Here is a 26,163-nt window from a genome sequence, read left to right as displayed (position 1 = left end):
ATGCGCATTACGATCGTCATTCCGGCGCGATACGAATCCACCCGATTTCCTGGAAAGCCGTTCGCTCGGCTCAGGGGAGCCGGCGGGTCTGAGAGGTCGCTGCTGGCTCGTACCGTAGATGCGGCCATGGCTGTGGGCCCTTCGATCGATGTTGTGGTGGCAACCGACGATGCACGGATTGCCGACGCCGCGCGTGCTGCCGGAGCGCGCTCAACCATTACGTCGAGCTTGTGCTTGAATGGAACCGAGCGTTGCGCTGCGGCGATTGAAGATGGCGCTGTTGATGCGGACGTCATTATCAATTTGCAGGGAGACGCCCCGCTCACGCCATCAAGCGCTATCTCTGCGTTGATCTCCGAGATCAGCACTGACCCCGCCGTACTGGTCGCCACTGCAATGACACGGTGTGGTCCCGACACGGTTGCGAGGCTGCGCGTGGATGAGGCGGCTGGCCGTATTGGGGGCACCACTGTCGTAGCGGACGGGGCTGGCGATGCCCTATATTTCTCGAAACGAATACTGCCTTATGGCGGAGGCAGCGCGGATTGCCCGATTTTCCTCCATCTAGGCCTTTACGCTTATCGACGCCGTGCCCTGTTGCACTATGCGGCCCTTCCCCCCGCCCCGCTCGAAGCCGCCGAGGGACTGGAGCAACTGCGTTTTCTGGATGAACGCATTCCGGTGCGTATGGTGGAAATCAGCGAGCCTCCCGGTGGTCTCTGGGAGGTAAACAACCCGGGCGACATTCCCATTGTTGAGCAAGCACTCGAATTGCGGGGTATCGCGTGATGGGATTGGGTGGAGGTCGGCTATGATCGTTCGCGATACCGCGATTGGTCAGGACAAACCCCTGTTTCTGATCGCTGGCCCCTGCGTGTTGGAGTCGCTGGAACTGTCACTGCGCGTCGCGGATTACTTATCGCAAATCGCGCACAGGCATCATATCCTGGTTGTTTTCAAGGGTTCGTTCGACAAAGCCAATCGAACGTCACTTACATCCTATCGAGGTCCCGGACTTCACGACGGGTTGGAAATTCTTCGTGCAGTTTCCGAGAAGACCGGATTGCCTGTTTTGACGGATGTTCACGAGCCCGATCAGGTCATGACGGTTGCCGAGGTAGCCGATGTCCTACAAACGCCCGCCCTTCTCGCACGCCAGAGCGACTTGATCGTCGCAGCCGCCCGATCAGGCCGAACCGTCAATATCAAGAAGGGGCAGTTCATGGCGCCGTGGGATATGACGCAGGTGCTTGAAAAAGCGCGATCTGCGGCGGTAGCGGCCGGCAATGACCCAAATTCGTTCTTCCTTTGCGAACGGGGGACGAGCTTTGGCTACAATAATCTGGTCACCGACCTTCGTAGCCTTTCAGTAATGGCTGAAACAGGAGCTCCGGTTGTTTTCGACGCAAGCCACAGCGTGCAAGAACCCGGGAGCCTTGGAAACTGTTCGGGAGGCGATCGTCGTCATATCCCGTTGTTGTGTCGTGGAGCAGTTGCTGCGGGAATTGCAGGACTGTTCATCGAGACACACCCCGATCCGTCCAGAGCGCTTTCGGACGGTCCCAACTCATGGCCGCTCGATCTTCTCGATCCGTTGATAGAGCAGCTCGTTGGGCTCGATCGCTCCATCAAAGCCAGTCTGGCTGCCTATCCGTCGGCGCAGTGAAAGGGTGGAATGCTCTATGCTGCGGCAGAATTTGATTGAAAACCGGTATCCCTCCGACATGGCAGCGGACAGATAAATGGAAATAGTTCCTGTCATTCTATCGGGCGGCGCCGGGACACGCCTCTGGCCGCTGTCGACAAGCCAGACTCCGAAGCAGTTCCTTCCCCTGCTGGGTTCGCATAGCTTGTTGCAGCAGACCATAATTCGCATGCGTCGCGCAGATATCGTCAATGATCCGATCCTCGTCACGAACGTCATCCATGGCGATCAGCTTGATCATCAGCTGAAGGAAGTTGGTTGCGCGCCTTTCCGGCTGATACGCGAGCCGACAGGGCGCAACACGGCCCCAGCTATCGCATTGGCGGCGCTTGAGGCTCCGACGCCGGAGACTTTGCTGCTGGTGCTGCCAAGTGACCATGTCATCAAGGATGCAACTGCCTTTGGCGAGGCGATACGACAAGCCGTACCGCATGCCGAGAAAGGGTGGCTGGTCACATTCGGGGTTCGACCGGAGTATCCGGAGACTGGATATGGCTACATCCGCGCTGGAGCGGACATCTCCGCCGGCGTGCAAGAGGTCGAGGCTTTTGTCGAAAAGCCGGATGCTATCCATGCCGCGACAATGATCGCCGAAGGGGGGCATTTCTGGAATGCTGGCATTTTTCTGTTTCGGGCTGATGCGCTGCTTGGAGCGATGCGCGCACATGCGTCCGACATCCTGGAAGCGACCGTGAAGGCGCGCGCCCTGGGACATCGCCATGGCTTTATAGTAGAACCTGAGCCAATCGCCTTTTCCGACGTCCCTGCGAAATCGATCGACTATGCCGTGATGGAAAAAGCCGCCAAGGTAGCGGTTGTCCCAGTCAGCATGGGTTGGTCGGATCTCGGTAGCTGGGACATGGTTCATGCCGTTGGTGAACGCGATGCCGCGGAGAATGTGGTCGATGGCGATGTAACCGCGATCGACAGCCGCAATTGTCTATTGAGGACCACCGGCACCCGTATCGCAACAATTGGGGTGTCCGACCTCATTGTCATCGTCACCGCAGATGCGGTGTTGATCGCTCCTCGCGGACAATCGCAGGATGTACGTCGGCTTGCCGAGCAGGTGGGAACCACGCCCAAAGCCGTCGAGACCGACCGGTAAACCCGTTGCATCATCAGTGAGAGCGAAAATCGATGCTGACGGAAATGTGTGTCGAGAGCGGTGAGATCAGAGCAGCCTCGATCACGGTGCTCGGCTCGGCCGAATTGCTGACTCCACGCTATGTTCCCAAACCCTGGGGACGTAGAACCTCTTCACACGGTATGTCCGATGACGCATGGCCTCTGGGAGAAATCGTCCACGAGGCGCCTGATCTCGGCCTCACGATCAAATGGCTGCAAACAAGCGAGCCACTGTCCGTGCAGGTGCATCCGCAAGGCAAGGATGGCAAGGACGAGTGGTGGTATGTCGTCGAGGCTCAGGCCGGGGCCTATATTGATATTGGTCTGAAGGCACCGGCGACGCGCTCCAAGCTTTTCGAGGCGGCTCATGACGGAAGCTTGCCGTCGCTGCTCAATCGCATCGCCCCGAAACCCGGCGACACATACTTTATTCGGGCCGGCACGATTCACGCGCTTGGCCCGGGGCTGATCGTCTTGGAAGTGCAGGAAGCAAGCGACGTTACCTATCGCCTGTTCGATTACGGACGTGATCGCGAACTACATCTCAACCAGGGTCTGTTCGAGGCAAGAACTGGTGGGGCGGTCGAGTGTCTGCCATCCGACGATAGCTCGTTCACCGTTTCACAAATCGATATCGAAAGCGATGCCCGTATCGTTATGGCCCCTGAACGGGCATGTTTGGTCGTGCTGTCCGGCGAAGGGGAGATTGACGGCCAATCGTTCGCTGCAAATCAATGCTGGTGCACGCATGGTCCGATAACGCTTTGCGCCAAGAAGCGGACTCACCTAGTTGTGGTGGAATCTAGAGTGACAATCGAAAATAAGGGTTGAGCTAATGCAATTGACGCTTACGTTCAGCGCCTAAATGGGAATGTCTGATCACTTCTATTCCCACCCATAGTTGCGTTCGTACACGCGCAAAAGAGCGTTGCACACTATCCCGTGTGGCCCTAGCTGTTTAGCAAGTGCTTCGGGGCCGGCGTTTTCAGCATCCAGTTTCAACAGGGCGTTAGTTCTTGGAACTAGAATTGGGAAAACATCTTCACCTCTCAACCTAGCGGTAGTTCTGACGTGCTTCGCTTAAGGCCTCGTGGCTAACACGTAGACCATTTTGTCTCCGATTGCCTCCACCAACTCTTCGGGACCGCATGGCGGCAACAGGCCGGTCGGGGGCAACATCTGCAAATGGAAATCGTGCCCAGAGAGTTGATTGAGAAGTGCGGTTGGTGAGATTGAGCGCGAGATAGACGGCGCATAATATTCAAAAATTATCGTTTGAAGACGACGGTCGGACAGGATGCGATGGGCGCCTTCGAATACGAGGGGTTCCGATCCTTCAACATCAACCTTCAGCACATTTGGAGAAGTCTGCAAAGAGAGCAGGCTGTCCAGCGAAGCACATCCAACGGTGATTTTATTATGGGTTTCAGAAGAGTCCGGCCCAGCTTCCAGAATCGTTCCGCCACCGCTGAATTTGTTGTCATATGTGAGCGTGGCCTGCTCCATCCCACCTGATACGGCCAATGGTGACAGTTCCACGATCTCATGCAGTCCGTTCACGAGGACCGAGCGGTTCAGCAGGTCAAAAAGGCGTGGATTGCATTCGAACGCGAAAACCCTCCCTCTGGCTCCGACTGCGCTGGCCCCTATCAAGGTATAGTAACCGAAGTTCGCGCCTATATCGCAGAATGTCATTCCAGGCTTTAACGCTTTTACCAGGACACGCTCGACCCAAGGCTCCCAGCGCCCGTCCATCATCAAATGAGAAGCGATGCCTATATCGCGGGTATCTACGTATATTTTATGGCCTGTATGCAAACGCGTGAGCGCGATATAGTCGCCCAGGTAGGCCGTTGATTGTGACCAGGCAGAATGTCGGCGACGGCTCCGCTGGATGCCAGCTACTGCGGATCTGAAAGTGCGTAGCCACTGGCTCATAGGTAAGCGAAGCCCTCAGGGCTGGCAATTACCAGCGCAGATCTAATGGATGAAAATCCCCACTGGCTACAAAGGCCCACTAGTGAGCAAGCCATGCGACCGCAGCTCCTAGAGGGATCGTCCACCAGGTCCAGATAAACCCTTGGAAAAGACCTTTCTGCATAGGTCCAAAGCGGAGATTGGGATCTATTTTCCCCGGTTTTTCCGACACTCGACGCAACGGGGGGATTAACCAGATAACAGTGTTCAGCATTATTCCGCCCATCGCCATGAAAGGAATGATGCTCGGGAACACCAGCAGCACCCAGAATTCTTTGATCGGCCCTCTTAAGACGATACGCGCCTCCTCAGGGTGGGAGAGTTGATTATGCCAATTAAGCAAAGCGACGAGATAGTAAAATTCTAGAACCAATCCTATCGCGCCCATTGTAAGCCCGCAGATCATCCCCCACCAACCGCGCAATGCTGCACGCTTTTGTGCAACCGCAACATAGGGCGCATGGCGTTTCCGGCTTGTCATGGCCTTACGTTCCCCTGCCCTTTGTCACGGCCGAGTAGCTGTGCCGACGCAAGGATGGGCACATTTTATGGTTGCTGCTCCGGCAGTCGCTCGCGCTCGAACGTGATCGTCTGAATCTTGGCGTCGAGCCCTTTGAGGACATCCGCAGTCAAATCGTTGGCGAAATTACCGCCAAGCGTCACGCTCCGGTCGAGGAGAAGTCCGCATTTCTTGTTCGTATACGCCTGGGAGATTACGGGCTGCACCTCAGTCAAAATCCGCTCCATGGCCTTGGCACGGGTTGCTTCAATTTCACGACTGTTGTGAGCAGCCTTGCGCTGAAGCGCCGTCCAACGGGTGGCAAGTGCGTCGCGCTTCTGTTTGGTCTGCGCGTTGTCTGGCTGGCCTTCCAGCGATTTGACCTCTGTTTCCAAAGGCGTTCGTTGCTGGTCGATTTCCGACTGCGCTGTCCTCGCCAGTTCGGCAAGGCGTGTGGTGGCTGCCTTCGCGACAGCTGCGTTCGCAAAGATCGCTTCCCGCGACAACAGGCAAACACCTGGGATTACCGGCCCGCCAAGTCCTGGCGCCGGCGAAGCCGTCTGTGCTGCGAGTGATACGGGAGCCGCACCAGCAGCAAGAATGGCGAGAAAAATGGAAAAGCGTGACATTATCAGTCCTTCTCATGCAATGGAGGTTCATCGCCAACAGTCGGCGGAACCGCCTCTTTTGGTTCTGTAAACCTGCGCGACAACAGCTCTGGAAACAGGTCGATCGAGTTTAGGTGCTGCGTGATAAGTCCCAGCCACCCGCGGGGATGCCACTCCGCCACTGTTGGTCCGTCGAGGGCCATAAAACGCTCAGGGTCGACAACTTTGAAGCCGTCGCGCGCAATATTGCGTCCATCGGGCAGAGCGTATTCGATACGCCGCTCGACGAGCAGATCACGACCTTCGAGCGCTCGCATGAAAGCGATGGTGGCTTCGGCTTCACCGCGAAAAGCCTCGCAGAAGGCCAGTGCGCGCTCCGTGACCATCGTGGGACGGCCATGCTCGAATAGAGGCTGACCGTCTTCTTCGCCGAGGCCGTCACATTCAGAGTCGATGCAGAGAATGTAGCGATCGCTGTCTTCGATACGAAGGAACCCGAATGGATATCGCCGGGCGTAGGCCGGTATGTAAATCCCTTTCGCCCAGTCCCCTGCTTCGAGGAATACATTGCGTCCTTCGATGCCCAGGATTGCGTGCGGGGTAGAATCGGAGCTGGCGAAAACTATGGGATAGTGCCGCGAGGCTCGAGCAAATTCGCTCACCACGATGGGAATCGACGATGTTTCGGCGGTGAAGGAATAGTCGCATTCTTTGAGTCGCAGCGTCGAATGGAGAGCCGCGTCAAGCGGCCGCAGAGACCGGTAGAACAGCGGCAGGGTTGGCGGGGTACTCGTTTCGGATACGGCCATGGCTGGTCTCTCGATTCGCTCTGCGCAGGCAGCGAAAATTCACTGCCCGTTGGTCCCGTTTCTATTGCCTCGATCAATCGCTAACGATTACGGATTCCCGCAATTTTATCGGCGACGCATTTTGGCGACACTCTGCCCTGCACATATGGACGTGCGCATCAAACAGGGTGGGCGGAGCAATTCTGGGCAGTGAGAGCATTGCGGGTTTCGGACGATACCGAAGATGGCGCGGCCCTGGGTTGGGTTGTCGGCCAGTGCTGCGCATGCCCCCCTTCCCTGCTTCCAAGCCCATCGGACAGCCCCTGTTGCGGAAGTCTGTAGGCTTGATCCCGCCGAATTTGCAGGCGATTGATATCGAAGAAATCGCCGAGCAAATTACGAGATCGCGCATAGGAGGGCATTTTTGGAAGCTCCCGCGAACGCCGCAAATGAGATCGGGTCCATTTGTTGTATCCGCGCAGGCTTCCGTCGCGTTTGACCCTTGGCCAACGATTGAAGCAAATCCGTCGATTGTAGCGCACTGTGACGATGAGATCGCATTGCTTGCGGCTGCGGCCGGACGTTCGGTTCTCCGCTCTGGTGACCACCATTTATATTCACGCGCCGATCTCTTGCGCAGGCTCAGCGCTCACATTTCCGCGTTCGACTATTTCGATCCGTGGAATGGGCAGCCCATATCCATACCGGACTGGATTGATATTCTCGCGGACTGGCGGCGTACTATCGATCGAAATCGCGAAATCTCGGTCGTCTGTGGTATTGCAGCGTGGAAGCGCTCTGCTCTCGCGAAGCATCTCTGGTGCGGTGAGGCTCCGAAATTCTCAAAAAGACCTCCTGAAAGCCCCTCCCCATCCGGAAAGGCGGTCGCCGTCTGGCCTTCTCGTGTGTCACGAGCGGATCGCAAGCGGGTCCGTGTGCAAGATGGTCGGCTCGTCCAGATCGAAGACGGTTTCATCCGGTCGGCCGGACTTGGAGCGCGACTGGTTCCACCGTGCTCCATCGTGGTCGACTGGTCGGGCATCTACTATGATCCGCGCGAACCAAGCGATCTTGAACGTCTTCTTGCAGACGCCGAGTTCGGCCCGGATCTATGCCGACGGGCCGCAAACCTGATCCGCTTCGTCACGCGGCACGGCATTACAAAATATGGCGGTGAGCGTGGCACTTTGCTCGGCTTGATGGGTGCCAGGCGCAAGGTACTCGTTGCTGGACAGGTGGCCGATGACCGGAGTGTCCGGCTCGGACATGCGGATGTCGCCAACCCACTCGACCTTTTGCGCCGCGTTCGTGAGATCGAACCGGATGCCTACATCATCTTCAAGCCACATCCAGATGTGGTCGCCGGGTTGAGACCTGGGGACGTTCCCATGATCGAGGCCGGGCGCTATGTCGATCTGGTTCTGCCGGATACGCCCATCGATGCACTGCTTAACGATGTGGACGCAGTTCATGTCCTGACATCATTGACAGGGTTCGAGGCTCTGCTTCGGGGCCGAGAAGTGATCACCCACGGGCAGCCATTTTACGCCGGCTGGGGCCTGACACGCGATCTTGCCGCGCCTATTGCTCGTCGTAATCGGCTGCTCACGCTCGAACAACTCGTTGCCGCGACTCTGATACTCTACCCACGCTACGTCGATCCGGTGACTCGGCTCCCCTGCCCGCCCGAAGTTCTTACGCAACGCCTTTCGGTGGGCATGATGCCCAAGTCCGGCTTCCTTCAGACGCTTCGTTCGATGCAGGGGCAATTCAACCTCGTTCGTCGGCAACGGGCCAAAGCCCTATGATGCCACGATCCTTTCTCTTCCTGCAGGGTCCGCCTGGTCCCTTCTTCAAGCAGCTTGCCACTGGCCTGCGCGCACGTGGGCATCGTTGCCACCGCATCAATTTGAACGGTGGAGACTGGTATGATTGGCGAGGGTCATCCGACAATTTCAGTGGCACGCTCGATAGTTGGCCGGGTTACCTTCACGAGGTGATTGCGCACCATGAGGTGACCGACATCGTCCTGTTTGGCGACTGTCGCCACTATCATCTCAGCGCACGGGTGTGTGCAATCCGCCGAGGGATCCTCGTTCATGTCTTTGAGGAAGGATATATCCGCCCGGACTGGGTTACACTTGAGCGAGACGGTGTGAATGGCAATTCAAATCTGCCACGCGATCCGGAAGCCTATGTCGGCCTGGCAAAGCAGTTGCCGCCTGTTCCCAGTCATAAACCGGTTCCCCCCAATTTTCGGCAACGTGCGACTGAAGCCGTAGCCTATTTCCTCGCCAGCCTGCTGTTGGCGCCACGCTACCCCAATTATCGGTCGCACCGGCCTTACCCGGTTCTCTCGGAACTGCGCGGCTGGATCGCTCGCATGATGGCGCGGCCAGTAGCCTGTTGGCGGTCGAGAAAGGCTTTAGCCAACCTCGGATCGCGCCCCTACTTCCTCGTGCCTCTTCAACTGGACTCCGACCACCAGATCCGCATTCATTCCCCGTTTTCTGGGATGAAGGCTGCACTTGGGTCCATCTTGCAGTCCTTCGCAGCGCACGCACCTGGGGACGTTATTCTTCTCGTGAAAGAGCATCCCCTCGACAATGGCCTTCAGGCTTGGCGTCGGATCGTGGCGGACTTGGCACGGGAACATGGAGTCGCCGATCGGATATTGTTTATTGCTGAGGGCGATCTTTACACGATTGTCGATCAGGCCGCCGGTGTGGTGACCGTGAACAGCACGACTGGAACACTGGCCCTTAGCTCCGGTATACCGGTCATTGTGCTGGGCAAGGCCATCTATGATCTGCCCGGTGTTACCCACCAGCAGTCGCTCGATGACTTTTGGACGGGACCAACAGCCCCCTCCAGGAACGTCTACGATGCCTTTTGCCGTGTCATTGTCGCGCGCTGCCTACTTCATGGCGGTTTCAGCAACGCAAAAGCACGTTCACTGCTGCTTCCCGAAGCGATTGCGCGCCTTGGCGGAGAGCACGAGGCGCATCTGGCCGTCACACCTTGCAAAAAGGTGGCGGCATGAAGATGATCGACGAAACCTTGGATGGCGGTGGCGGGCGCTTTGTCCAAAATATCGGTTTGCGGAAAATCCGCCCCGAACTCGTTCTCGACCTATCACGGCTGATATCCCGTATTCTGCATCCCGCTCCAACGGGCGTGGATCGAGTCGAAATGGCCTATGCGCGCGGACTGCTCGACCGGGCCGGCCACCGAACGGCTTTTGCGGCTGTTCATCCGAGCGGCGTCTATGGCCGGCTTTGCGGCGAAAAGGTCCGCGCGTTCATCGATCACACCGTTCAGCGTTGGGAACGCTATGGCACCTATGAGAATCCGGTCGAGTGCTATCACCAAGCGTTGCGGTGGCTGTGGCACCTGAGGCCAGGGGCGGTTCCAGGCAGAACTGGAAATCGAGTTCTGATTCAGCCCTCGCCCAACCACCTCGATCGCCCACGCCGGATGGCAGCAAAAATCCGGCGTGAGCAGTCCCGCTTCATATGCCTCGTCCATGATGTGATACCCGTCAGTCATCCCGAATATGCGAGGCCAGGTGGTGGCGATTGTCATCAGCGTCGACTGAACACGATTGTAGCCCAAGCAGACGGTGTTCTGGTCAACTCGCAGGCGACGTTTCATGCGTTCATGCAACGTAGCGGCATGGCGTTTGCAGGTAAGCCGGTTCGCGTCGCGCCGCTCGGCGTGGAGCCTGTGCCTCGCGTGCCGGCTCCCATGCCCTCTGCGCGTCCATATTTCGTAATCCTTGGCACGATCGAACCAAGAAAGAACCATCTGCTGCTGCTCTGGATCTGGCGCGACTTATGCGAGCGCCTAGGGCCGGCGGGCGTCCCGCAGCTTCTGATCATTGGGCGTCGCGGCTGGGAAAACGAGAATGTGATCGATATGCTTGATCGCTGTGCGGTCCTGCATGGTGTGGTGCGAGAGCTTGACCGTCTTCCCGACCAGGAACTGCGAGCAATTCTTGCCGGAGCTCAAGCACTCCTGATGCCATCCTTTGCAGAGGGCTTCGGGCTTCCTATCGCAGAGGCGCTAGCTGCCGGCATTCCGGTGATCGCAAGCGATCTTGCCGTTCATCGCGAGACTGGCGGTGACGTTCCGGACTATATCGATCCCCTCGATGGTCCGGCTTGGAAGCAGGCGGTGTTGGCCTATGCTGACCCCGGCCACGCTCGCCGGCGTGCGCAGATCGATCGGATGGCGGCCTGGTCACCGACGCCATGGGACTCCCACATCGATGCTGTCCTGAATCTCGCCGATGAGGTGGTCGCATGCTGAACACAAGACCGACGCGGCGCTTTCGCTCCAGCACGCTGGATGGATTTGACGTGCAGCGTCACGTGATCGGGGCGCTACTCATTCGAGAGCTTCACACACGTTATGGACGTGACAACATTGGCTCAATGTGGATGTTTCTTGAACCGCTTCTGCTCGCCGTAGCAGTCGCGTTTCTACATGCAAATGGCGGAAATGGGCATCCTGGCTCGGACATCCGCATCATTCCCTTCGCACTTACCGGTTACACGGTTTTCATGATCTTCCGCTCGATCGTAACACGGGCGGAATCCGCGCTCGAAGCCAACAGGCCTTTGCTCTTCCATCACATGGTCACAATTTTCGACCTGCTTTTTTCCCGTGCCTTGCTTGAACTGATCGCAACGGCAGGGGCGCTAGCATTGCTGTTCAGTCTCGCCGTCGCGACTGGATTAGCAGAACCGCCGGGACGTCCGCTCAGACTGATGTCAGCCATTGTGCTGCTTGCCTGGTTCGCTTTCGCACTCTCAATGGGTATCGCGACGGGCGTTCATTTCAGCAAAGCGTTCAGCAAGTTCGTCCATCCGGCGACATATATCGCCATGCCTCTTTCAGGCGCTTTTTTTCTTCTGGAGTGGATACCTCAACCGTATCGGACATGGTTGAGTTGGTCACCGCTCAATCAGATTTTCGAGATGGTGCATAGCGGCGTCTTCAAGAGCTACGACAGCCCCTATTTCGATCCGCTTTACATCATTGGCTGGTGCATGGTCCTGACCGTGCTCGGCTTCCTTCTTCTGCGCGTTCTTCGCCGTCACCTCCACTTGAGCTGATGCTTATGAAAAACCAATCATCCCCTGAACCAATCGCGCCATCTCCCAACCAGGAGCAAGAGGATGCGACCGAGGCTCGTGTTCAAAGCTTGAGACCTCTATTACTCTCACCCTTTCCGGGAGTTGACGACCGAAGCGAACGTTTCGTCGAGGCTGACGATGAGGATGACTTCGCGAGTAATGAGCCGTCACCGCGGGTTGGCTGGCGATGGTTCTTGCACCCCTTCATACTGGTCGTCGTCCTGCCCACGCTTCTGATTGCGGGCTTCGAGTATCTGATCGCAGCAGATCAATATGAATCCAGCGCGCAGTTCATCGTACGCACACCTCAGCAGAATAATTCCGTGAACAGTCTCGGACAGATGCTGGGTATCGGCGCGGGGAGCGCACCAGCGGATGTACATAGCGTCGATGCCTATCTTCTATCGCATGAGGCGGTGAGCGCACTCGGCCATGAACGACTGGTCTCGATGTTCCGTCGAGAAAACGCCGATCCGGTCACACGGCTCTGGTATGCTGATCCCCAGCCTGAGACGCTGCTCAAATACTATCGCAGCAAAGTGCACGTCACGACATCATCCGAAACAGGTATCACGCTGCTCTCCGTGCGAGGTTTCGAGCGGAGCGATGCAAAGGCGCTTGCGGATGATTTGCTCAAGCTCGGGGAGCAGCGCGTCAATCTGCTCAATCAGCGAATGTTCGAGGACGGGTTAGCGGCGGCAAGTCGTCAAGTCCAAGAAGCCGAAGCGGCGATCGACAATGCCGACCGTCAGATGACGCAATTCCGCCAGGCCCGCAGGGATGCCGACCCAGAGCGGACCAGCAGTGCCGAAATCCAACTTGCCACGTCGCTTCAGGAGCGTGCAGCCCAAGCCAGGGCGCAGCTCGACGCGATGGCCGCGGTGCTTCCACCGAGCGCGCCGCAATATTCCGCAACGGTGCGAAAGGTCGCAGCACTGGAACGGCAGGTTGCAGCGGTAAGAGGCCGCCTCGCCGGCTCGGAGGGTTCAGTCGCCGCGGGACTAGGTGAGTATGAGCAACTCCAAGTCCGCCAACAACTCGCGGCAAAGCGATTTGAGGCGGCGCAAGCGAGCTTTCAATCGGCGCGGGAGCAGCTGGTCAAGCAGCAGCTCTTCATCATTTCAGTCGTCGAGCCGAATCTGCCGGGCAAGTCCCTCTATCCCGAACGGCTCATGGTCATTGCAACCGCGTTTTTTGGGCTTCTGTTCGCCTACGCGATTGGATGGCTGATCCTCTCCGGTTTCCGCGAACATGCTGAGTAACGAGTATCCTTCATGCTGACGCATCTCCTCAAATATCGAAAATCAGCCGGGGTCGCGGTAACGCCGCGCGTCCATAAAGTGCTGCTTGCAGCCAACAGCGCGAGAGATTCTCGCGATTTTTCCCGAGCCGCGATATTGTTCCGTGAAGCGCTCGATCGGGATCCGTCCCTGGCGCATGTCTGGGTACAATATGGGCACATGCTGCGCGAAACCGACGAATTCGCCACGGCTGAAAGCGCCTACAAGGAAGCGCTCAAACGGGGTTCAACCAGCGATCCCCATCTGCATCTCGGGCACCTCTACAAGGTCCGGGGTCAGTTCAGCAAAGCGGCACAGAGCTACCTTGCCGCAGCTCGTGCTGATCCAACGAATGGCGATGCCCTTGCCGAACTTCACCGGCTCATGGCCTGCGGCATCGAAATCACCCCAGAGGACATCATGGCAATCACCGACAACACGACGGACGAAATCTTCGAAACCGGTGATCCAATCGCGCCCGCCGCCGCCCGGGCACGTTCGGCGATCGACACTCTGGCAACGGTGCTGCGCGAAAACGGGGCCGAGGAGGACGCTGTCCGTTTCGAGGACACCCGCGAATTGATTGAAAACTTACGGTCACAGGTCGATGTCGTGACCGAAGGCGGGCATGGGAATGACACGGCGGCGGCGATCGTTTTTGACGTTTCTGATCTCATTTCCTATTTCGATAACGCCCGATTGCCGACCGGCATTCAGCGCGTGCAAATCGAGGTGATATCGGCCGCGCTCCGTCAAGAGAGGCGGACGGTAAAGATTTGCGCCTTTCTCGAACATCGTGACGAGTGGGTAGAAATCACACCTGCCATGTTCCAAATGGGATGCCGCCTCAGTCTCATGAGCGGCGATCTCAAGGCACCAGAATGGGTTGCCTTCCTTACGAAGCTGCGCCTGGCGATGACCATTTCAGACGCAATGGCGTTTCCCCGTGGCGCCTTCCTGGTTAACCTCGGCACATCCTGGTGGTTGCAGAACTATTTCCTCTATGTGCGCCAGGCAAAGGCTGCATATGGCATACGATATGTGCCCTTCGTCCACGACCTTATCCCGGTCATGGCAAGCGAGCATTGCACACGCGAGTTGACGCAGGATTTCATCAGTTGGGCGCTTGGCGCATTCGACCATGCCGATTTCTTTCTGGTGAACTCCGAAGCGACGAAACGCGACCTTTTGCGCGTGGCGGCGCTGCTCGAACATGCCGTTGATGAACGAGCTATCATCGTCGTTCGCCTGGATGCCGACTTCCGCAAGCCGGCCACCATACCCTTGCCTGAGCGCGACCTGTCGAAATGGGGATTGGGACGGTCGGAATTCGTTCTGTTTGTATCGACAATAGAATCCCGAAAAAATCATATCGGTGCGTTTGATGCCTGGATCAGTCTTCTGCGCAATCACAGACCGCGGTCAGTTCCCAAGCTCGTATGTGTCGGTAACAAGGGCTGGCTGAACGACACCGTCTATGCGCGTCTCGCGTCACACGAAGGGCTGCGTGATAAAGTCGTCATGTTATCGGGCTTGTCGGATGCCGAGCTCGACCTTCTATACCGTTCTTGCCTCTTCACCCTTTATCCAAGCAACTACGAAGGCTGGGGCCTGCCGGTCACAGAATCCCTGTGCCACGGAAAGGTACCGCTCCTTTCCGATGCTTCCTCTCTTCCGGAGGCAGGTGGGGCCTTCGCCCACTATTTCGAGGCAGGGTCGACCCCTCGCCTTACAAAAGCGCTGGAGCAGCTGATCTTCGACGGCAGCTTTCGGGCTGACAAAGAAGCGGCAATCCGCAAGGACTTCTTGCCCCGGAAATGGGGGGACATTGCCGCGGACATCGCAGGCGCCACCGCTGAACGGGCTATTACCTCGCCCCTAGTGGACAACGGGGGATATTGTGCACCAATCGCAACACTCGGCGCTCATCATCCGATGGTACGCAACTTCGAGACGAGAATCTGGCCGGGCATGCGCTCTGCCGAGATATTCCGATCGGGTTCCGGTTGGTGGGGACCTGACAACTGGGGTTGCTGGACGAAAGCGCAGGGCGGCGCATTGAGCATAGGAGTCCCGGAGAACGTCAACGGCCCTCTCCGCCTCTATCTGAGACTACACGGCTTACCCACTGGCAGTTGCGCGTGGCAAGCCTCGGTGACGGGCGGGACAGTGGAGCATGGCGTCATCGACCCAGGCTCGTTCAAATGGGTATCGTTGACGATCGACGCTCCTCCGCTCGATCGTTGTCTCCATGTCATGGTTGAAGGTGAGGGGACGTTGGATCTCACAACGGTCACTGGCGGGCTGGATCCAAGGATCGTGTCGGTTGGCGTGGCTGGCTTTTTTCTATGCCGTGCGGAAGATGCAGAGGCCCGTTCACAATTTCTGGAAGCCCTCGCGCTCGGTAATCTCGACGAGCTTGCCTTCAATCGTGAGCGGCTTGTCGAAGCGGGTGCGCCGTGCGAGGCGTGACCCGCAAACTGCCGATGGGCAGTGGAGAGGGTTCAGATCGGCAGCATAGCGACGCTCCACAGGACCAAGCCGCGCCTGATCTCAGCCTCGAATCACTGAATGAGGCCGGATTGAAAAGCCTGACCGATGACGAAGACCGTATGCTTCGTCTGGTTAAAATATGGCGTGAAACCGCTGCCGACGGCGCCGGCGAGATTGACCCGACGACGCCTGCGACGCTCGCTGATATATGGAACTGCTATCGGCTTCTCCTGAATAGGGTCCCTGATCCAATCGGCACACCGCATCATCTCGATGCGATCCGGGATGGCATTTCGATCCATCAACTTGTCGAGCGTTTCGTGCTCGGCCATGAGTTTCTGGCCCTTTATCGCCTACCTGACCCACCAGGGCCACTGCAGATGGCCATCAATGGGATCGAACTGCACCTTCCCGCACCGCGGACCATTGCGGATTTCACCATGCGGGCGACAGGCTATCACAAGCCACATCTGGCTGGCGTCATCTCCAGCATCCTGGAGCCAGCAATGTACGTTTTGGACGTTGGTGCCGGCGCAGGCCAGTTTGCCGTTCGTGCTGCACAGAAGGTTGGCCCTTCCGGACGCGTCGTGGCCCTTGAGCCACATCCCGGCTCTTTGCGTTCGCTTCTCGCGAACATTTTGATGCACGCTCCCAACAACGTCGATGCGGTACCGTTTGGCGCGGCCGACGGAGATGGGTTCATCACGCTCATCGACGAGGATGGCGTCGCAACGGCTCGTGATGTTGCGCAAAGCGATCTGACATCCAGCGATGACGCCACGGTTGTATATGCGCGCACGATCGATTCGCTCATTCCCATCGACAAGCGTGTTGATGTTTTCAAGATCGACTTGGACGGGTTCGACAACCGCGCTCTTCAAGGTGCGTCGAAGACGCTGTCCCGGTGGCGACCACATCTTCTGGCCGTCTATGCACCGAAACTGCTCACGAAATATTCGAGCATTGCCGCACCCGACTATCTGCGGGGACTACGCCAGCTCGGATATTCAAACTTCGTTGCGATCCCTGACCATCAACCGCCGATAGGGTGCGGCCAGGACATCGCTATGCTCGCAAGCCTGCCGGACAAGCTTCAGGTCGAGAAGGTCGATTTCTATGCTTGGACCGAATGAAGCATTTTTGGATGGTGCTGGCCATCCGTCGCACCGTGCCGCTCAAGCTCCTCTACTGGCTGGAACTCGATGCAGCACAATATCCCTGCCGGAGAGAAAGACATGAAGGATACCGACTCAGATTGGGCAGAAATTGCGGCAACTGAGCCCTATTTCGGCGTGCTCACCGATCCGGCCTATTTGCGCGGCAACATCAATGACGAAGCCTTGGAACGCTTCTGGGAAAGTGGCCGCCGAGATATTGAATGGCAGCTCGAAATCCTCGAATCGCAATATGGCGCCTTCAAACCCAGGAGCGCGATCGATTTCGGCTGCGGAGTTGGCCGCCTCACCCGCATGATGGCGACGGTCGCGGAGAAGGTCTACGGCATCGATGTTGCGCCGGGAATGCTGGAGATCGCACGGAAGAACGCTCCCCAGAATACCATCTACACGGACCAGGTGCCGGACGTCGAAGTCGACTGGATCAACTCACTAATCGTGTTTCAGCACATTCATCCAAGCCGGGGCACGAAGATCATCGCGGATCTCGTCGCAAAGCTATGCAGCGGTGGCGCCATCACCTTGCACGTCACGATTGGCCGCGAAATGGGCATCTGCCGGCCGCAGGACGATGGCGCTGAGGTAATCCGATGGGATGGGGAGCACTACCGCCCCCTCATATTCAACGCGCCGGCCGGCGGCATGACGATGTACGACTACGATCTCGGTCAGCTCATGGTCATTCTGAACAAGGCTGGTATCCACCGTTTGACGGTTCAGCACACCAATCATGGTGGCCATTACGGCGTCATCCTGATCGGCAAAAAAGCATGAACGCCATGGGTGAAGCAGCGCCAGCGGTTCGGGTCCCAATGCAAAACCGAGAGGGACCATTGTGGGTCGGCTTTCCAGATAGCGACCCGTTGGGCCGCCCATCGCTCGCCCTCTTCTCGAATCTGGATGGATTGCTGGGCGACCGCCTCCTGATTGCGGAGGAATGGCTCTCCTCTGAACTGCCAACGGTGCGTGCCCGCCTTATCGAGCGAGTCCGCAATCGGCACCGCATAATCTGCTTCGGTATCGGTGCAGGTGCGAGGGCAGCGCTGCTTTTCGGCAGCGTGTTGCGCGCTGAACGTGTGATAACATGGGCGCCCTCGGCGGCACCTGGTGCTGGAAAACTGGATGCCGAAGCGGTTGCATTAACATACGACACCACCGCTTCCCCACCGCCCTCTCCCCACTTACCCTCACCCTCCGCGCCTGCTGTCCACATCACGAGCTGTTCCGACACGGTGGATACCGACATCGCAGTTGCACGGAGCTTGCGGCCCGCAGTCGGGATCAGGCTGGAGAGGATTGAGGAAGTCCCATACTCTGCACTGGAGCAAGCACTGGCGCAGACCAATTATCTCTCAAGGATGATCACGGCGATTGACCATGGTCGTTCGCTTCCCAAGCCTCATCATCTGCAGCGGTCATGGCAGTCAGCATTCGCACATCAAATTGTTCTCGAGCCGGGGCTCTCACCTTCCAATGATGGCGGTTTTGCGTTGCATGGGACGCTTCGCAATAGCTCGCCGAAAGCATTCTCAATCGGACAGTTCGAGCGAGACTTGATTCGGATCGGCGCAAGGATCATCTCGCCCGGTGACGATCCCACACAGCCGGGCAGTGCTCGCTTCTATTTCGGTAGCGGTGCCCTTGAGGCTGGCGCGACCCTGCCCTTCCGGTTGGAACTGCCCCGAGAAGCGATTGCCCGCGGTTTTGAAGCCCGCGTGGCGCTCGTTTGCGAAGGTCGCTTCTGGTTCGATGACCAGCAGTTTCCGAACGCTATCCTGGGCGTTCCGGCGGACGCGCTTAAACATCAGGGTGCATAATGAGTTCACAACCGCATCTCTTTGAGATCGAGCAAGCCAGCGAAGCGTGGCACCTGCTTAATGTCCCCGCATCGAGTCAGCAGATCAAGGAAGCACGCTTTCGACTTCCGACCTGGTACAGGGACGATCTGGATCCGCTCGATACACCATATAGGGATCAGCAGCTTGCCCTTTGGCGAGCGATCACTGGGCGGTCGGAATATCAACCCGACCGCGATGAAGAGACCCCAGAGATCGCGTCGCTCGATCCGTTACGGCGTCCGGGTCTCTATTCGGCAAATGATGCCGCAGTTGCCGGTGACCATCTCATGGCAATGGGGCATATTCTCAAGATTAGCGGCCTCACGGCACGTCAGCGCCCTCGTATTCTGGAATATGGTGCTGGCTTTGGGCAGATTGCACTCACGTTCGCTCGAATCGGCTTTTGCGTCGAGACTGTCGATATCAGCGCAAACTACTGCAATGCAGTGGCGGCCTCATCAGAACATTATAAGGTCGATCTCACTCCGCATATTGGGGCATTCGGCTACAATCCCGCTGGTCAACCGCATGCCTATGATCTCGTTTTCTTCTACGAGAGTTTCCACCATTGTCTCGATTTCCAATTGTTGGTTCATCGTCTTGTGGAACTTCTAAAGCCTGGCGGTAAGGTTCTGCTCGCCGGCGAACCAATCGTCACCAACGCGCCTGATATCATGCCGTATCCGTGGGGTATCCGCCTCGATGGGGAAAATGTCGCGGTGACCCATGCCCGTGGCTGGATGGAACTCGGCTTCCAGGAGGACTTTCTGGTGCGCTTGTTTGAAGCTGCTGGTTTTCGCTTCAGGAAACACCCGTGCGCCAATTCGCACTATGCGACCGTCTATGAGTTCTCGCTATCCGACTGAGAACCTGACAGCCGAGCTTTTCGTTATCAGCGTTTGGCGCGTGGCCTCGGCGTTTCAACGACCCGTCCCAATGGCCAATGGCCTTGGGCGGACACTCACCCCAAATGACTACTGGTTCGGCGCTGGCGACGCTGTGACCGGCAAATAGGGTGTATCATCCTCAACTGAGGGATCGTGAAGTGGCGTCCCTTCGGGAATGCGAGTCATGACAATCTCACGAAGCATTTGAAAGTCTCGATCATCACCGAAATGGATGCCAATCAGATCGGTATGTGGCACGTATCGAAACAGCTCAAAGGCTTCCTCGTCTACAACCTTCTGAAGGTTAGATTCCCCGGGTCCGAGAACATCCAGAATCAGCAGGCTGTGATCCCCATATTGCTCCAGTGCCTTCTGTATAGATCGATAAACCGATATATCGGCGGGCCAGACAGTAACAAGTACGAACAACTTTTTGACATTTCGCGGCATACTACGGAATTGTTCGACAACGTCCCGAAGATATTTTCTATCACTGGCATCACCGACGACGTCATGGTGATTGAACACCGCACTTGGCACACCCATACGTCTATAAAATGGGTGATCTGATAGACCGAAGTTCGGATTTGGCCGGCGCTCTATGGGTACCGTCACTTGCTGGCTCGGATCCATCAAAAGATTGAAATTATCGCTCAAGACATGAGTCACCATTGCCGGGCAAGAGAACAACCAGTCAAACGGCGATTTCACTCTCTGGAACGGCAACGACTTGAACAGGTGAGCCGTAAAGCAGTGCGTGCCCAGACTAGCTATCATGTGTCACATATCCTCTTTCGTATCCGAGGCGTTGCGCCTCCACTGGCAGCGACGAACATGGTCAGACACTTGGGATTTATGATCCCTTCATCAAACGCAATGCTTCGGACCTATATTGGAACAGCCTCTCGCACCGGCACGGGCGGCAACAAGGCTGCGTAGTGGTTTGGTGCGAGTTCCGCGCAATCCGGGTAATGAATAGGCAACCTGCTCCGGAATTCCGTTGGCCCCGCCGCATCCGGGGGCGGCAGGCTGCTGGGGTTGGATTCCGGAGCATGATTGTCAATACGCCCTTCGGCCGGCATCAATGCGAAGCGATGTTGGGATTCAGACGCGTGCGTGAAAAACCATCCGATTGGGATAATAGTGGCGGTTGACAACCTCGACTTCGGAAAAGCCCACTTCCCTGCACATAGCGATCACCGCTGCTTCGTTCGGCCCGAAGTAGTTGGACGCATCGTTGTTGAGGGTGGCGCCGGGGTAGAAGATCATCGCTGGACGTTCGATCTCAAGCCCGTCGACCCAGGTTTCGATGACGGTCACCTCGCGGCACAATGACCGCATTTTTGCAAGATAACCGAGGGGATCACGCGCATGATATAGTACCCCAAGAAACAACACATAATCGAACGTGCCATGGATGGCTGGATCCAGTTGCTCCACGCTGACATTCAGACGCTCGACTTGCGAATTAAGCGCCGCATGAGCCATGCGGAAACCGCCGCCATCCTGGATTCCGTCTCCATCCCAGCAATAGGAATCGCTGGCAACAACGCGACTGGCGCGACGTCTCTCGCATTCGAAGGAAAAGAAGCCGTCCCACGCGCCAACATCGAGCACGGTTTTCCCCGACAGGTCACTTGGCAGGGCGATCGCAGATAGCTTGTGGGGCGTATCATCGGATCCCGGTGTGCTCACGCCGTTTCCCAGATCGATGCGATGAAACCAGGGCCGCGACTGAACCATTTGTTCGAGTCCATTGTCCGTCAAAGTCTGTTCCACGTCGTTGTCCTTCTTGATTGGAAGTTTCACGGGCACCGATCCCGTGGATTGCTGCACGTCATGACCAATGATCTTCCGCGCGTAGTAGAGGTAGGAGAGACCATGAATGCCAATGCTGGCATCTGGTATCACCTCGAGCAGCCGCATTCCCTCGTCGTCCAGCAGGTTCAGAACTGCATGTTGCGGTACGGCGTGCAGTTCGCCGCTGAGAGCTTGGCCCTTCCCTGCAAGATACTCGGCCGCGCTGAAGCTGTACTCATGCAGGAAACTCGGAACCTGAAAGACCGCCATGCCCCCAGACTTGAGGCGATTGATACCGTTCCGCAGGATATCGATCGCGATCGGCGGCGGTGCATATTGGAGCCCACCGACCGAGTAGAACAGATCGGCCGTGTCCGTATGATCGCGAAAGTCCGCAACCGGGTGGAAACTGGGTGAGGAAAGGCCCTCGGCAAGCTGAGTTTGACCTGCACCTGCCAGGTCGTTCGCGAGCATTTCGAAGCCGATCAATCTCGCCCCGATATCCGACGCCCCGTACAACAACCGAAAGCTTTCCGGGCCCATTGTCATGATGACGGAACCTGGCGCGGTTTCCCAGCCAAAGCGGAAGAGAGCCGTAGCCAGCTGCTGCAATTCAGACCGCCCCGCCTCCAAGATGTGAGCGCGGTTCCACCGTCCGCTTCTGTCCGAAAATCTGGCCGTGTTGCGCCGGAACTCGTCCCTGTAAGATCCAAGCCCGCGTAAACGCCACGCTTCAAACGTGATCTGGTAAAGTCGGTCGAGTTGTTCGGGAGAGACGTCAAGGTTGACGATATCGGCCTCTTGATAACGTCGGGCCGTTTGCATCGCATCCGCCAAGCGGCGGTTCTGGGCTTCCTGGCATTGCCAGATCGTTTCGATCAGGTCCCAAAGGTCGGGCGAATTGGAGATATGGAAACCCGCAATAGCCGTGCCTTCGAGTTCGCGCCCAAGGAACATTCTATAACCCCTTGCGACGTCAAGGAGTGTCGGCCGCCGCTGGTTCTGAAGCGGCGTTTGGACAGCTTCGGCCGTTCCATGCTCCTGGCTCATTGGGTCACGACCTTTGCGGTATAGAAAGGCGAGAAAAACAAGTTGAGAATCTGCATTGCCTTTGTGGGGATGTTGGCTGCAGCATTGCCGACATAGACGACATCGCGCGGGCGCATCTCGAAGCGCTGGGCCAGAAAATAGGCCATGGGATCGCGCATGTTTACCCGGTAGGCGACTGGCACGGCTCCTTCGGCGGGAGAGCCGTCGAGATTGGCGGGTTCATAGCGAAACACGAACACGGCGCGCGGGTCGGCCTGATTGTCATTGGGGCCCGCACCACGGCCTAAGGCCTCGGCAAGCGAGACACGAAGATTCTGGAACGGCACTTCGGCCGGCTTTCCTGCCGCGCCTAGCAGCGTGTAGGTGCGAGGACGAAATGTGATGGACAACCGGTCCTGCGGAAGAAGTTCGAGGTCGTCGGCCGACCCAGGTTCAATCGCGCTCAGCGGCCCTTCCGCGCTACGGTCGCCACGGCTGACGTTAACCAGGGAGTCCGCTGTGGGATTGGCAAGACCTCCGGCGATCGCGATCGCGTCCAGAACGCGTTCGCGGGCAAGTGTGAGAGGAAGACGTCCGGGCTTCTTCACATCGCCTTGGACCACAACCGTGTTGTTCACATTCTCTCTGATGGCGACCATCACCTGGGGGTTTTCCGAGTTTGCGCGATAGCGCCCGGTAAGAACCATACCGAGTTCGTCCGGGGTCGATCCCATCGCCTGGATTCGACCGACCCATGGAAGCGTGATCATCCCGTCGCGACCGACGATTACGGGTGGCAGGGTTTCCCCTGAACCGGTTGCCGGGGCCGCAGGGTCGAGCGTGGCACTCCGGGCACCGAACAATGCGGCGCCGACCTCAAAAATCGATATCTGAAGGATATCACCGGGACCGATCCTGTCGACGTCGCCGGATTGAGCTAGGACCGCCAATCGCCCTCTCCCGCTCGACGGCGACGCTTCCAACTCGGTGACGACGGCCTCATCGAGTTCGACAATTTCGAATTGTCCAAGGTCGCGCTGTGCCCTCGTAATCTCGTGGGCCGTTGGTCCGCTTGAGGAAAGCGAAGCGCAGCCTGCCAGCAACACAGGAAGGAGAATGATCGCCAGTTGGCCTGTCATACGCTTGACGGGTAAATTCACTGACTGGCTCCCGTTGAGACTGAAGAACGATTCTTTGTGGGCATCTGCATCAGTTCGGCATGGAACCGCGCGAGGGCCTTCTGATATGGTTCGAGAGCGAAGGCTGCGGCTCGACGCCGGCCCTTCGATATGAGCTCTGCGCGCAAATCGGGATCGACGTCGATGCGGGTCATGGCCTCGCCAATGGCGGTTGGATCATAGGGATCGACGAGCAGCCCGGCGTCACCAAGAATTTCAGGAAGTGCTCCGGCGTCGCCGGCGATCACGGGGACGCCCGCTTGCATCGCCTCGACAGGCGGAAGGCCGAAGCCCTCATAGATCGACGGAAATACGAGACCTCGAGCGCCTCTCAACAGGATGCCAAGATGCTCTCGAGTTAGATAGTCGACCCGGCGTACACGCTCAGAGCGTGTAAGGGTTGTGCCGTTTCCGCGCCCAAGCAGGCGCAGCTCACCTTCCGCTAGCCATGCCGTCGGCCCGGCAATCACCAATGGCGTGTCGATCGAGGCACCAAAATAGCCTTCGATAAGCCGTCCAACATTTTTCTTCGGCTCAGTAGCTCCATAGAAAAGAAAATAGCCCTGCGGTTCGAGATCAAACAGCGCGCGCAATCGCCGCCTATCGGCTTCCTCTACAGCGGCAAGGCCCGGAAGACCTGTTACGGCTTGGTGGATTGTCGTGACCTTTTCGGCCGGCACTTCCAGATAGGTCAATATATCCGACCGAGAGCTTTCCGACACAGTGAGAACGTGATCGCCGGAGGAAATACAAGCTCGCAGAAGACGTTCGTGGTAGCTCTTGTCCTCAAGGCTCAGATACGGAAGTCGCAGCGGTACGAGATCATGGATCGTGTAGACGTTACGGGCGCCGAGGAGCCGAACGGGAACTGGATAAGTCCAATGCATGATCGCCGGCGGCTCAGCCATACGAACCGGCATCAGCCGTCCATAACGCTGCAGATAGCGGCGACCGACATAGAACAAGCGGCTGAACGTGAACAACCGGTCACAATCCGGCACTCGTGTGGCGACACCGCGCCGCACCACGCGACCAGAAAGCGGTATCTCGATAAGATCACGTGGCGCCGGGTTCAGAAAGTTGCGACGCAAGCGCCCCCAGGGCGTGACTCGTTCGGGTGCCTCGCCCCCCGAATGACCTTCGGCGAGTGCGGCGTAGAAAAGGGTTTCCCGCTGGTTCGGCGTGCTATTGGGATTGACGGTCAAGCCATAAACCAGATCGATACGCCGTCCGAGCCCGCGCATCGCTTCGGCAAGCGTCCGCGCATATGTCGCGACACCAGTGCCATGCGGAAGCGCCAGATTGAAGCCGTCTATTCCGACGCGAAGGTTTGGCGGAACGGTCATTGCACCAATGTGCTTTCGTCGCTTTGTGTGAGCGCTCGCGCATAAAGGGCACGCAATCTTCGGGCATAGCGCTCCGGCGTGAAGTTGCGTGCTCGCGCAAAGCCTTCCGTCCGGAGGCGCGCGCATAGTGCATCATCCTGCTCGAGCCTGGCGACAGCCGTTGCAATTGCAGGCACTCGGTCGGGTTCTACGAGCAGGGCGGCACCGCCAGCGACTTCGGCCGTTGCACCGCGTGCGCTGGTCAAAACCGGACAACCCAGTGTCATCGCTTCTGCGATCGGGAGGCCGAACCCTTCTGCGAGTGTGGGGAATAGCAATGCTCTGGCCCGGCGGATCAGACCAAGCAAATCAGGGCGTGGCAGATAATCGAGCCGGCGAACCCTGGGATACGTCCCTAGCATCTCCTCAAGCGCCTCCTCGCCGGGAACGCGAGGCCCGACCACGACCAGAGGCAATGTTCCGTTGCTAAGCGCATGAGCCTCGGCAAGGGCTATCAAATTCTTCCGGCTCTCGACCCTTCCACAAAAAAGAAAATAGCGCCCACTTCGGATACCTGGGGGCAAAGGTGGATCGGCTTGGAGCGGGGTATCGACCGCTTGCCAGGTACTGACGACACGATCCGAAGAGACACCGAGATGGTCGATTATCTCCGCCCGCATCGCTTCCGTCACCGTGACAAGCAGATCCGCCTGCTCAAGGATCGCCTTAAGGATACGTGCGTGTCGGTCCTGTGGGATAGGCGTCAAATCAGGGTGGGTGAGCGGGATAAGATCGTGGATTGTGTAAAGGTTTCGCGCCCCCATGACGTGAAGTGGCACCGGATAGGTCCAGTGCATCACGACCGGGGGCTCCTTGAAGGCCACCGGCAGCGTGCGACCATGCAGATTGAAGAAGACCTGCGCTTCCCGAAAGAGGTCTGGGACCGCGGGTATATTGGGTGCGTTGACGGGCGCTTGTGCAAGTCGTGGCGCTCGCCGTGTTGCCGCGAGCCAGCGAAGTGCGCGCGAGCGTGGCCGATCGCTGTCGCCATCACCCAGAATCAAGGGTTCTGCGCCCGCTTCGCTCAAGCACTGGCTAAGAGTCCGCGCATAATTGCTGACACCTGTTCCCTGGCCATCCTTGAGCATTCTGCCCTCGATACAGACCTGGACCGGCGCGCCCCCGTTGAGTGTCTCGACGCGATGAACATAGGTCGGGTCATATAGACGAGAGAGTCGTTCGATATTGCTGAGATCTTGTGTCAATTCACCTCTCCGGTGAATTTATACTTACCATACAATCCAAATCGGTA

23 protein-coding genes are annotated in these 26,163 nt (G+C 57.7%); 14 read left to right on the top strand and 9 right to left on the bottom strand.

Annotation, left to right across the window (positions count from 1 at the left end; genetic code table 11):
• The 4 genes from kdsB to AC58EF_RS05640 all read left to right on the top strand — a co-directional run bounded on the left by kdsB (position 1) and on the right by AC58EF_RS05640 (position 3,664).
• Positions 1-789 (top strand): 3-deoxy-manno-octulosonate cytidylyltransferase, encoded by a 789-nt coding sequence (gene kdsB, locus AC58EF_RS05655; RefSeq protein WP_489008939.1) that lies wholly within the window; start codon positions 1-3, stop codon positions 787-789.
• 22 nt (positions 790-811) lie between these two features.
• A complete protein-coding gene (gene kdsA / locus AC58EF_RS05650; RefSeq protein WP_489008938.1) occupies positions 812-1,666 on the top strand; it encodes a 3-deoxy-8-phosphooctulonate synthase in 855 nt (284 codons plus the stop codon).
• A gap of 76 nt (positions 1,667-1,742) precedes the next feature.
• Complete coding sequence (locus AC58EF_RS05645) at positions 1,743-2,813, top strand: mannose-1-phosphate guanylyltransferase/mannose-6-phosphate isomerase (protein WP_497275198.1); 1,071 nt, start codon at positions 1,743-1,745, stop codon at positions 2,811-2,813.
• A 32-nt stretch (positions 2,814-2,845) separates the two neighbouring features.
• Complete coding sequence (locus tag AC58EF_RS05640) at positions 2,846-3,664, top strand: class I mannose-6-phosphate isomerase (RefSeq protein WP_497275196.1); 819 nt, start codon at positions 2,846-2,848, stop codon at positions 3,662-3,664.
• A 249-nt stretch (positions 3,665-3,913) separates the two neighbouring features.
• Here the strand turns inward: AC58EF_RS05640 and AC58EF_RS05635 are convergent, their stop codons facing one another.
• The 4 genes from AC58EF_RS05635 to AC58EF_RS05620 all read right to left on the bottom strand — a co-directional run bounded on the left by AC58EF_RS05635 (position 3,914) and on the right by AC58EF_RS05620 (position 6,726).
• The gene (locus tag AC58EF_RS05635) at positions 3,914-4,771 is read right to left on the bottom strand and encodes an FkbM family methyltransferase (protein ID WP_489008935.1); all 858 of its coding nucleotides are present in this window, start codon (positions 4,769-4,771) and stop codon (positions 3,914-3,916) included.
• Between the two features lie 79 nt (positions 4,772-4,850).
• Positions 4,851-5,291 carry a hypothetical protein gene (locus tag AC58EF_RS05630; protein WP_489008934.1) on the bottom strand — a complete coding sequence of 147 codons (441 nt, stop codon included), beginning with the start codon at positions 5,289-5,291 and terminating at the stop codon, positions 4,851-4,853.
• 65 nt (positions 5,292-5,356) lie between these two features.
• Complete coding sequence (locus tag AC58EF_RS05625) at positions 5,357-5,938, bottom strand: OmpH/Skp family outer membrane protein (protein ID WP_257554584.1); 582 nt, start codon at positions 5,936-5,938, stop codon at positions 5,357-5,359.
• 2 nt (positions 5,939-5,940) lie between these two features.
• Positions 5,941-6,726: a SapC family protein gene (locus AC58EF_RS05620; protein ID WP_257554586.1), complete on the bottom strand. Its 786-nt coding sequence runs from the start codon at positions 6,724-6,726 to the stop codon at positions 5,941-5,943.
• 323 nt (positions 6,727-7,049) lie between these two features.
• On the opposite strand from AC58EF_RS05620, the gene AC58EF_RS05615 reads away from it, so the two are divergent.
• From AC58EF_RS05615 to AC58EF_RS05570, 10 genes are all read left to right on the top strand, one after another.
• On the top strand, positions 7,050-8,513 hold the full coding sequence (locus AC58EF_RS05615; protein ID WP_489008933.1) for a capsular polysaccharide export protein, LipB/KpsS family: 1,464 nt from the start codon (positions 7,050-7,052) through the stop codon (positions 8,511-8,513).
• Positions 8,514-8,719: 206 nt separating this feature from the next.
• Positions 8,720-9,748: a capsule polysaccharide biogenesis protein gene (locus AC58EF_RS05610; RefSeq protein ID WP_497275193.1), complete on the top strand. Its 1,029-nt coding sequence runs from the start codon at positions 8,720-8,722 to the stop codon at positions 9,746-9,748.
• Positions 9,745-11,016, top strand: a complete 1,272-nt coding sequence (locus AC58EF_RS05605; RefSeq protein WP_489008931.1) for a glycosyltransferase family 4 protein — start codon at positions 9,745-9,747, stop codon at positions 11,014-11,016. Before AC58EF_RS05610 ends, AC58EF_RS05605 begins: the two co-directional genes overlap by 4 nt.
• On the top strand, positions 11,010-11,825 hold the full coding sequence (locus AC58EF_RS05600; protein ID WP_257554595.1) for an ABC transporter permease: 816 nt from the start codon (positions 11,010-11,012) through the stop codon (positions 11,823-11,825). The genes AC58EF_RS05605 and AC58EF_RS05600 overlap by 7 nt, the downstream gene beginning before the upstream one ends.
• A gap of 215 nt (positions 11,826-12,040) precedes the next feature.
• Positions 12,041-13,108: a KpsE/RkpR family capsule polysaccharide export protein gene (locus AC58EF_RS05595; RefSeq protein WP_497275190.1), complete on the top strand. Its 1,068-nt coding sequence runs from the start codon at positions 12,041-12,043 to the stop codon at positions 13,106-13,108.
• 12 nt (positions 13,109-13,120) lie between these two features.
• Positions 13,121-15,598 carry a glycosyltransferase gene (locus AC58EF_RS05590; RefSeq protein ID WP_489008929.1) on the top strand — a complete coding sequence of 826 codons (2,478 nt, stop codon included), beginning with the start codon at positions 13,121-13,123 and terminating at the stop codon, positions 15,596-15,598.
• Positions 15,595-16,752, top strand: a complete 1,158-nt coding sequence (locus tag AC58EF_RS05585; RefSeq protein ID WP_257554600.1) for an FkbM family methyltransferase — start codon at positions 15,595-15,597, stop codon at positions 16,750-16,752. Before AC58EF_RS05590 ends, AC58EF_RS05585 begins: the two co-directional genes overlap by 4 nt.
• 102 nt (positions 16,753-16,854) lie before the next feature.
• On the top strand, positions 16,855-17,568 hold the full coding sequence (locus tag AC58EF_RS05580) for a class I SAM-dependent methyltransferase (protein WP_257554601.1): 714 nt from the start codon (positions 16,855-16,857) through the stop codon (positions 17,566-17,568).
• Positions 17,565-18,611 carry a hypothetical protein gene (locus tag AC58EF_RS05575; protein ID WP_257554602.1) on the top strand — a complete coding sequence of 349 codons (1,047 nt, stop codon included), beginning with the start codon at positions 17,565-17,567 and terminating at the stop codon, positions 18,609-18,611. The genes AC58EF_RS05580 and AC58EF_RS05575 overlap by 4 nt, the downstream gene beginning before the upstream one ends.
• Positions 18,611-19,498 (top strand): class I SAM-dependent methyltransferase, encoded by an 888-nt coding sequence (locus AC58EF_RS05570; protein WP_257554603.1) that lies wholly within the window; start codon positions 18,611-18,613, stop codon positions 19,496-19,498. The genes AC58EF_RS05575 and AC58EF_RS05570 overlap by 1 nt, the downstream gene beginning before the upstream one ends.
• A gap of 108 nt (positions 19,499-19,606) precedes the next feature.
• Here the strand turns inward: AC58EF_RS05570 and AC58EF_RS05565 are convergent, their stop codons facing one another.
• The 5 genes from AC58EF_RS05565 to AC58EF_RS05545 form a co-directional block, all read right to left on the bottom strand.
• Positions 19,607-20,296: a DUF1796 family putative cysteine peptidase gene (locus AC58EF_RS05565; RefSeq protein WP_497275187.1), complete on the bottom strand. Its 690-nt coding sequence runs from the start codon at positions 20,294-20,296 to the stop codon at positions 19,607-19,609.
• A gap of 327 nt (positions 20,297-20,623) precedes the next feature.
• The gene (locus tag AC58EF_RS05560) at positions 20,624-22,276 is read right to left on the bottom strand and encodes a DUF1698 domain-containing protein (RefSeq protein WP_257554609.1); all 1,653 of its coding nucleotides are present in this window, start codon (positions 22,274-22,276) and stop codon (positions 20,624-20,626) included.
• A gap of 89 nt (positions 22,277-22,365) precedes the next feature.
• Positions 22,366-23,487: a polysaccharide biosynthesis/export family protein gene (locus AC58EF_RS05555; protein WP_497275185.1), complete on the bottom strand. Its 1,122-nt coding sequence runs from the start codon at positions 23,485-23,487 to the stop codon at positions 22,366-22,368.
• A gap of 17 nt (positions 23,488-23,504) precedes the next feature.
• The gene (locus tag AC58EF_RS05550) at positions 23,505-24,872 is read right to left on the bottom strand and encodes a glycosyltransferase family 4 protein (protein WP_257554611.1); all 1,368 of its coding nucleotides are present in this window, start codon (positions 24,870-24,872) and stop codon (positions 23,505-23,507) included.
• A complete protein-coding gene (locus tag AC58EF_RS05545; RefSeq protein WP_257554612.1) occupies positions 24,869-26,116 on the bottom strand; it encodes a glycosyltransferase family 4 protein in 1,248 nt (415 codons plus the stop codon). Before AC58EF_RS05545 ends, AC58EF_RS05550 begins: the two co-directional genes overlap by 4 nt.
• Positions 26,117-26,163 lie beyond the last annotated feature (47 nt).

The organism is Sphingobium sp. WR1, from assembly GCF_059693745.1.
Note: the sequence above shows the minus strand (reverse complement) of the source record. Positions and strands in the feature narration are given on the sequence as shown.

Excerpts from the sequence above, each read along its gene's own strand:
- AC58EF_RS05600 (WP_257554595.1), top strand. The coding sequence starts at position 11,010 with ATGCTGAACACAAGACCGACGCGGCGCTTTCGCTCCAGCACGCTGGAT.
- AC58EF_RS05575 (WP_257554602.1), top strand. The coding sequence starts at position 17,565 with ATGAACGCCATGGGTGAAGCAGCGCCAGCGGTTCGGGTCCCAATGCAA.
- AC58EF_RS05630 (WP_489008934.1), bottom strand. The coding sequence starts at position 5,291 with ATGACAAGCCGGAAACGCCATGCGCCCTATGTTGCGGTTGCACAAAAG.
- AC58EF_RS05605 (WP_489008931.1), top strand. The coding sequence starts at position 9,745 with ATGAAGATGATCGACGAAACCTTGGATGGCGGTGGCGGGCGCTTTGTC.
- AC58EF_RS05625 (WP_257554584.1), bottom strand. The coding sequence starts at position 5,938 with ATGTCACGCTTTTCCATTTTTCTCGCCATTCTTGCTGCTGGTGCGGCT.
- AC58EF_RS05640 (WP_497275196.1), top strand. The coding sequence starts at position 2,846 with ATGCTGACGGAAATGTGTGTCGAGAGCGGTGAGATCAGAGCAGCCTCG.
- AC58EF_RS05580 (WP_257554601.1), top strand. The coding sequence starts at position 16,855 with ATGAAGGATACCGACTCAGATTGGGCAGAAATTGCGGCAACTGAGCCC.
- AC58EF_RS05590 (WP_489008929.1), top strand. The coding sequence starts at position 13,121 with ATGCTGACGCATCTCCTCAAATATCGAAAATCAGCCGGGGTCGCGGTA.
- AC58EF_RS05645 (WP_497275198.1), top strand. The coding sequence starts at position 1,743 with ATGGAAATAGTTCCTGTCATTCTATCGGGCGGCGCCGGGACACGCCTC.
- AC58EF_RS05560 (WP_257554609.1), bottom strand. The coding sequence starts at position 22,276 with ATGTTCCTTGGGCGCGAACTCGAAGGCACGGCTATTGCGGGTTTCCAT.
- AC58EF_RS05550 (WP_257554611.1), bottom strand. The coding sequence starts at position 24,872 with ATGACCGTTCCGCCAAACCTTCGCGTCGGAATAGACGGCTTCAATCTG.
- AC58EF_RS05555 (WP_497275185.1), bottom strand. The coding sequence starts at position 23,487 with ATGACAGGCCAACTGGCGATCATTCTCCTTCCTGTGTTGCTGGCAGGC.
- AC58EF_RS05565 (WP_497275187.1), bottom strand. The coding sequence starts at position 20,296 with ATGATAGCTAGTCTGGGCACGCACTGCTTTACGGCTCACCTGTTCAAG.
- kdsB (WP_489008939.1), top strand. The coding sequence starts at position 1 with ATGCGCATTACGATCGTCATTCCGGCGCGATACGAATCCACCCGATTT.
- AC58EF_RS05570 (WP_257554603.1), top strand. The coding sequence starts at position 18,611 with ATGAGTTCACAACCGCATCTCTTTGAGATCGAGCAAGCCAGCGAAGCG.
- AC58EF_RS05635 (WP_489008935.1), bottom strand. The coding sequence starts at position 4,771 with ATGAGCCAGTGGCTACGCACTTTCAGATCCGCAGTAGCTGGCATCCAG.
- AC58EF_RS05620 (WP_257554586.1), bottom strand. The coding sequence starts at position 6,726 with ATGGCCGTATCCGAAACGAGTACCCCGCCAACCCTGCCGCTGTTCTAC.
- kdsA (WP_489008938.1), top strand. The coding sequence starts at position 812 with ATGATCGTTCGCGATACCGCGATTGGTCAGGACAAACCCCTGTTTCTG.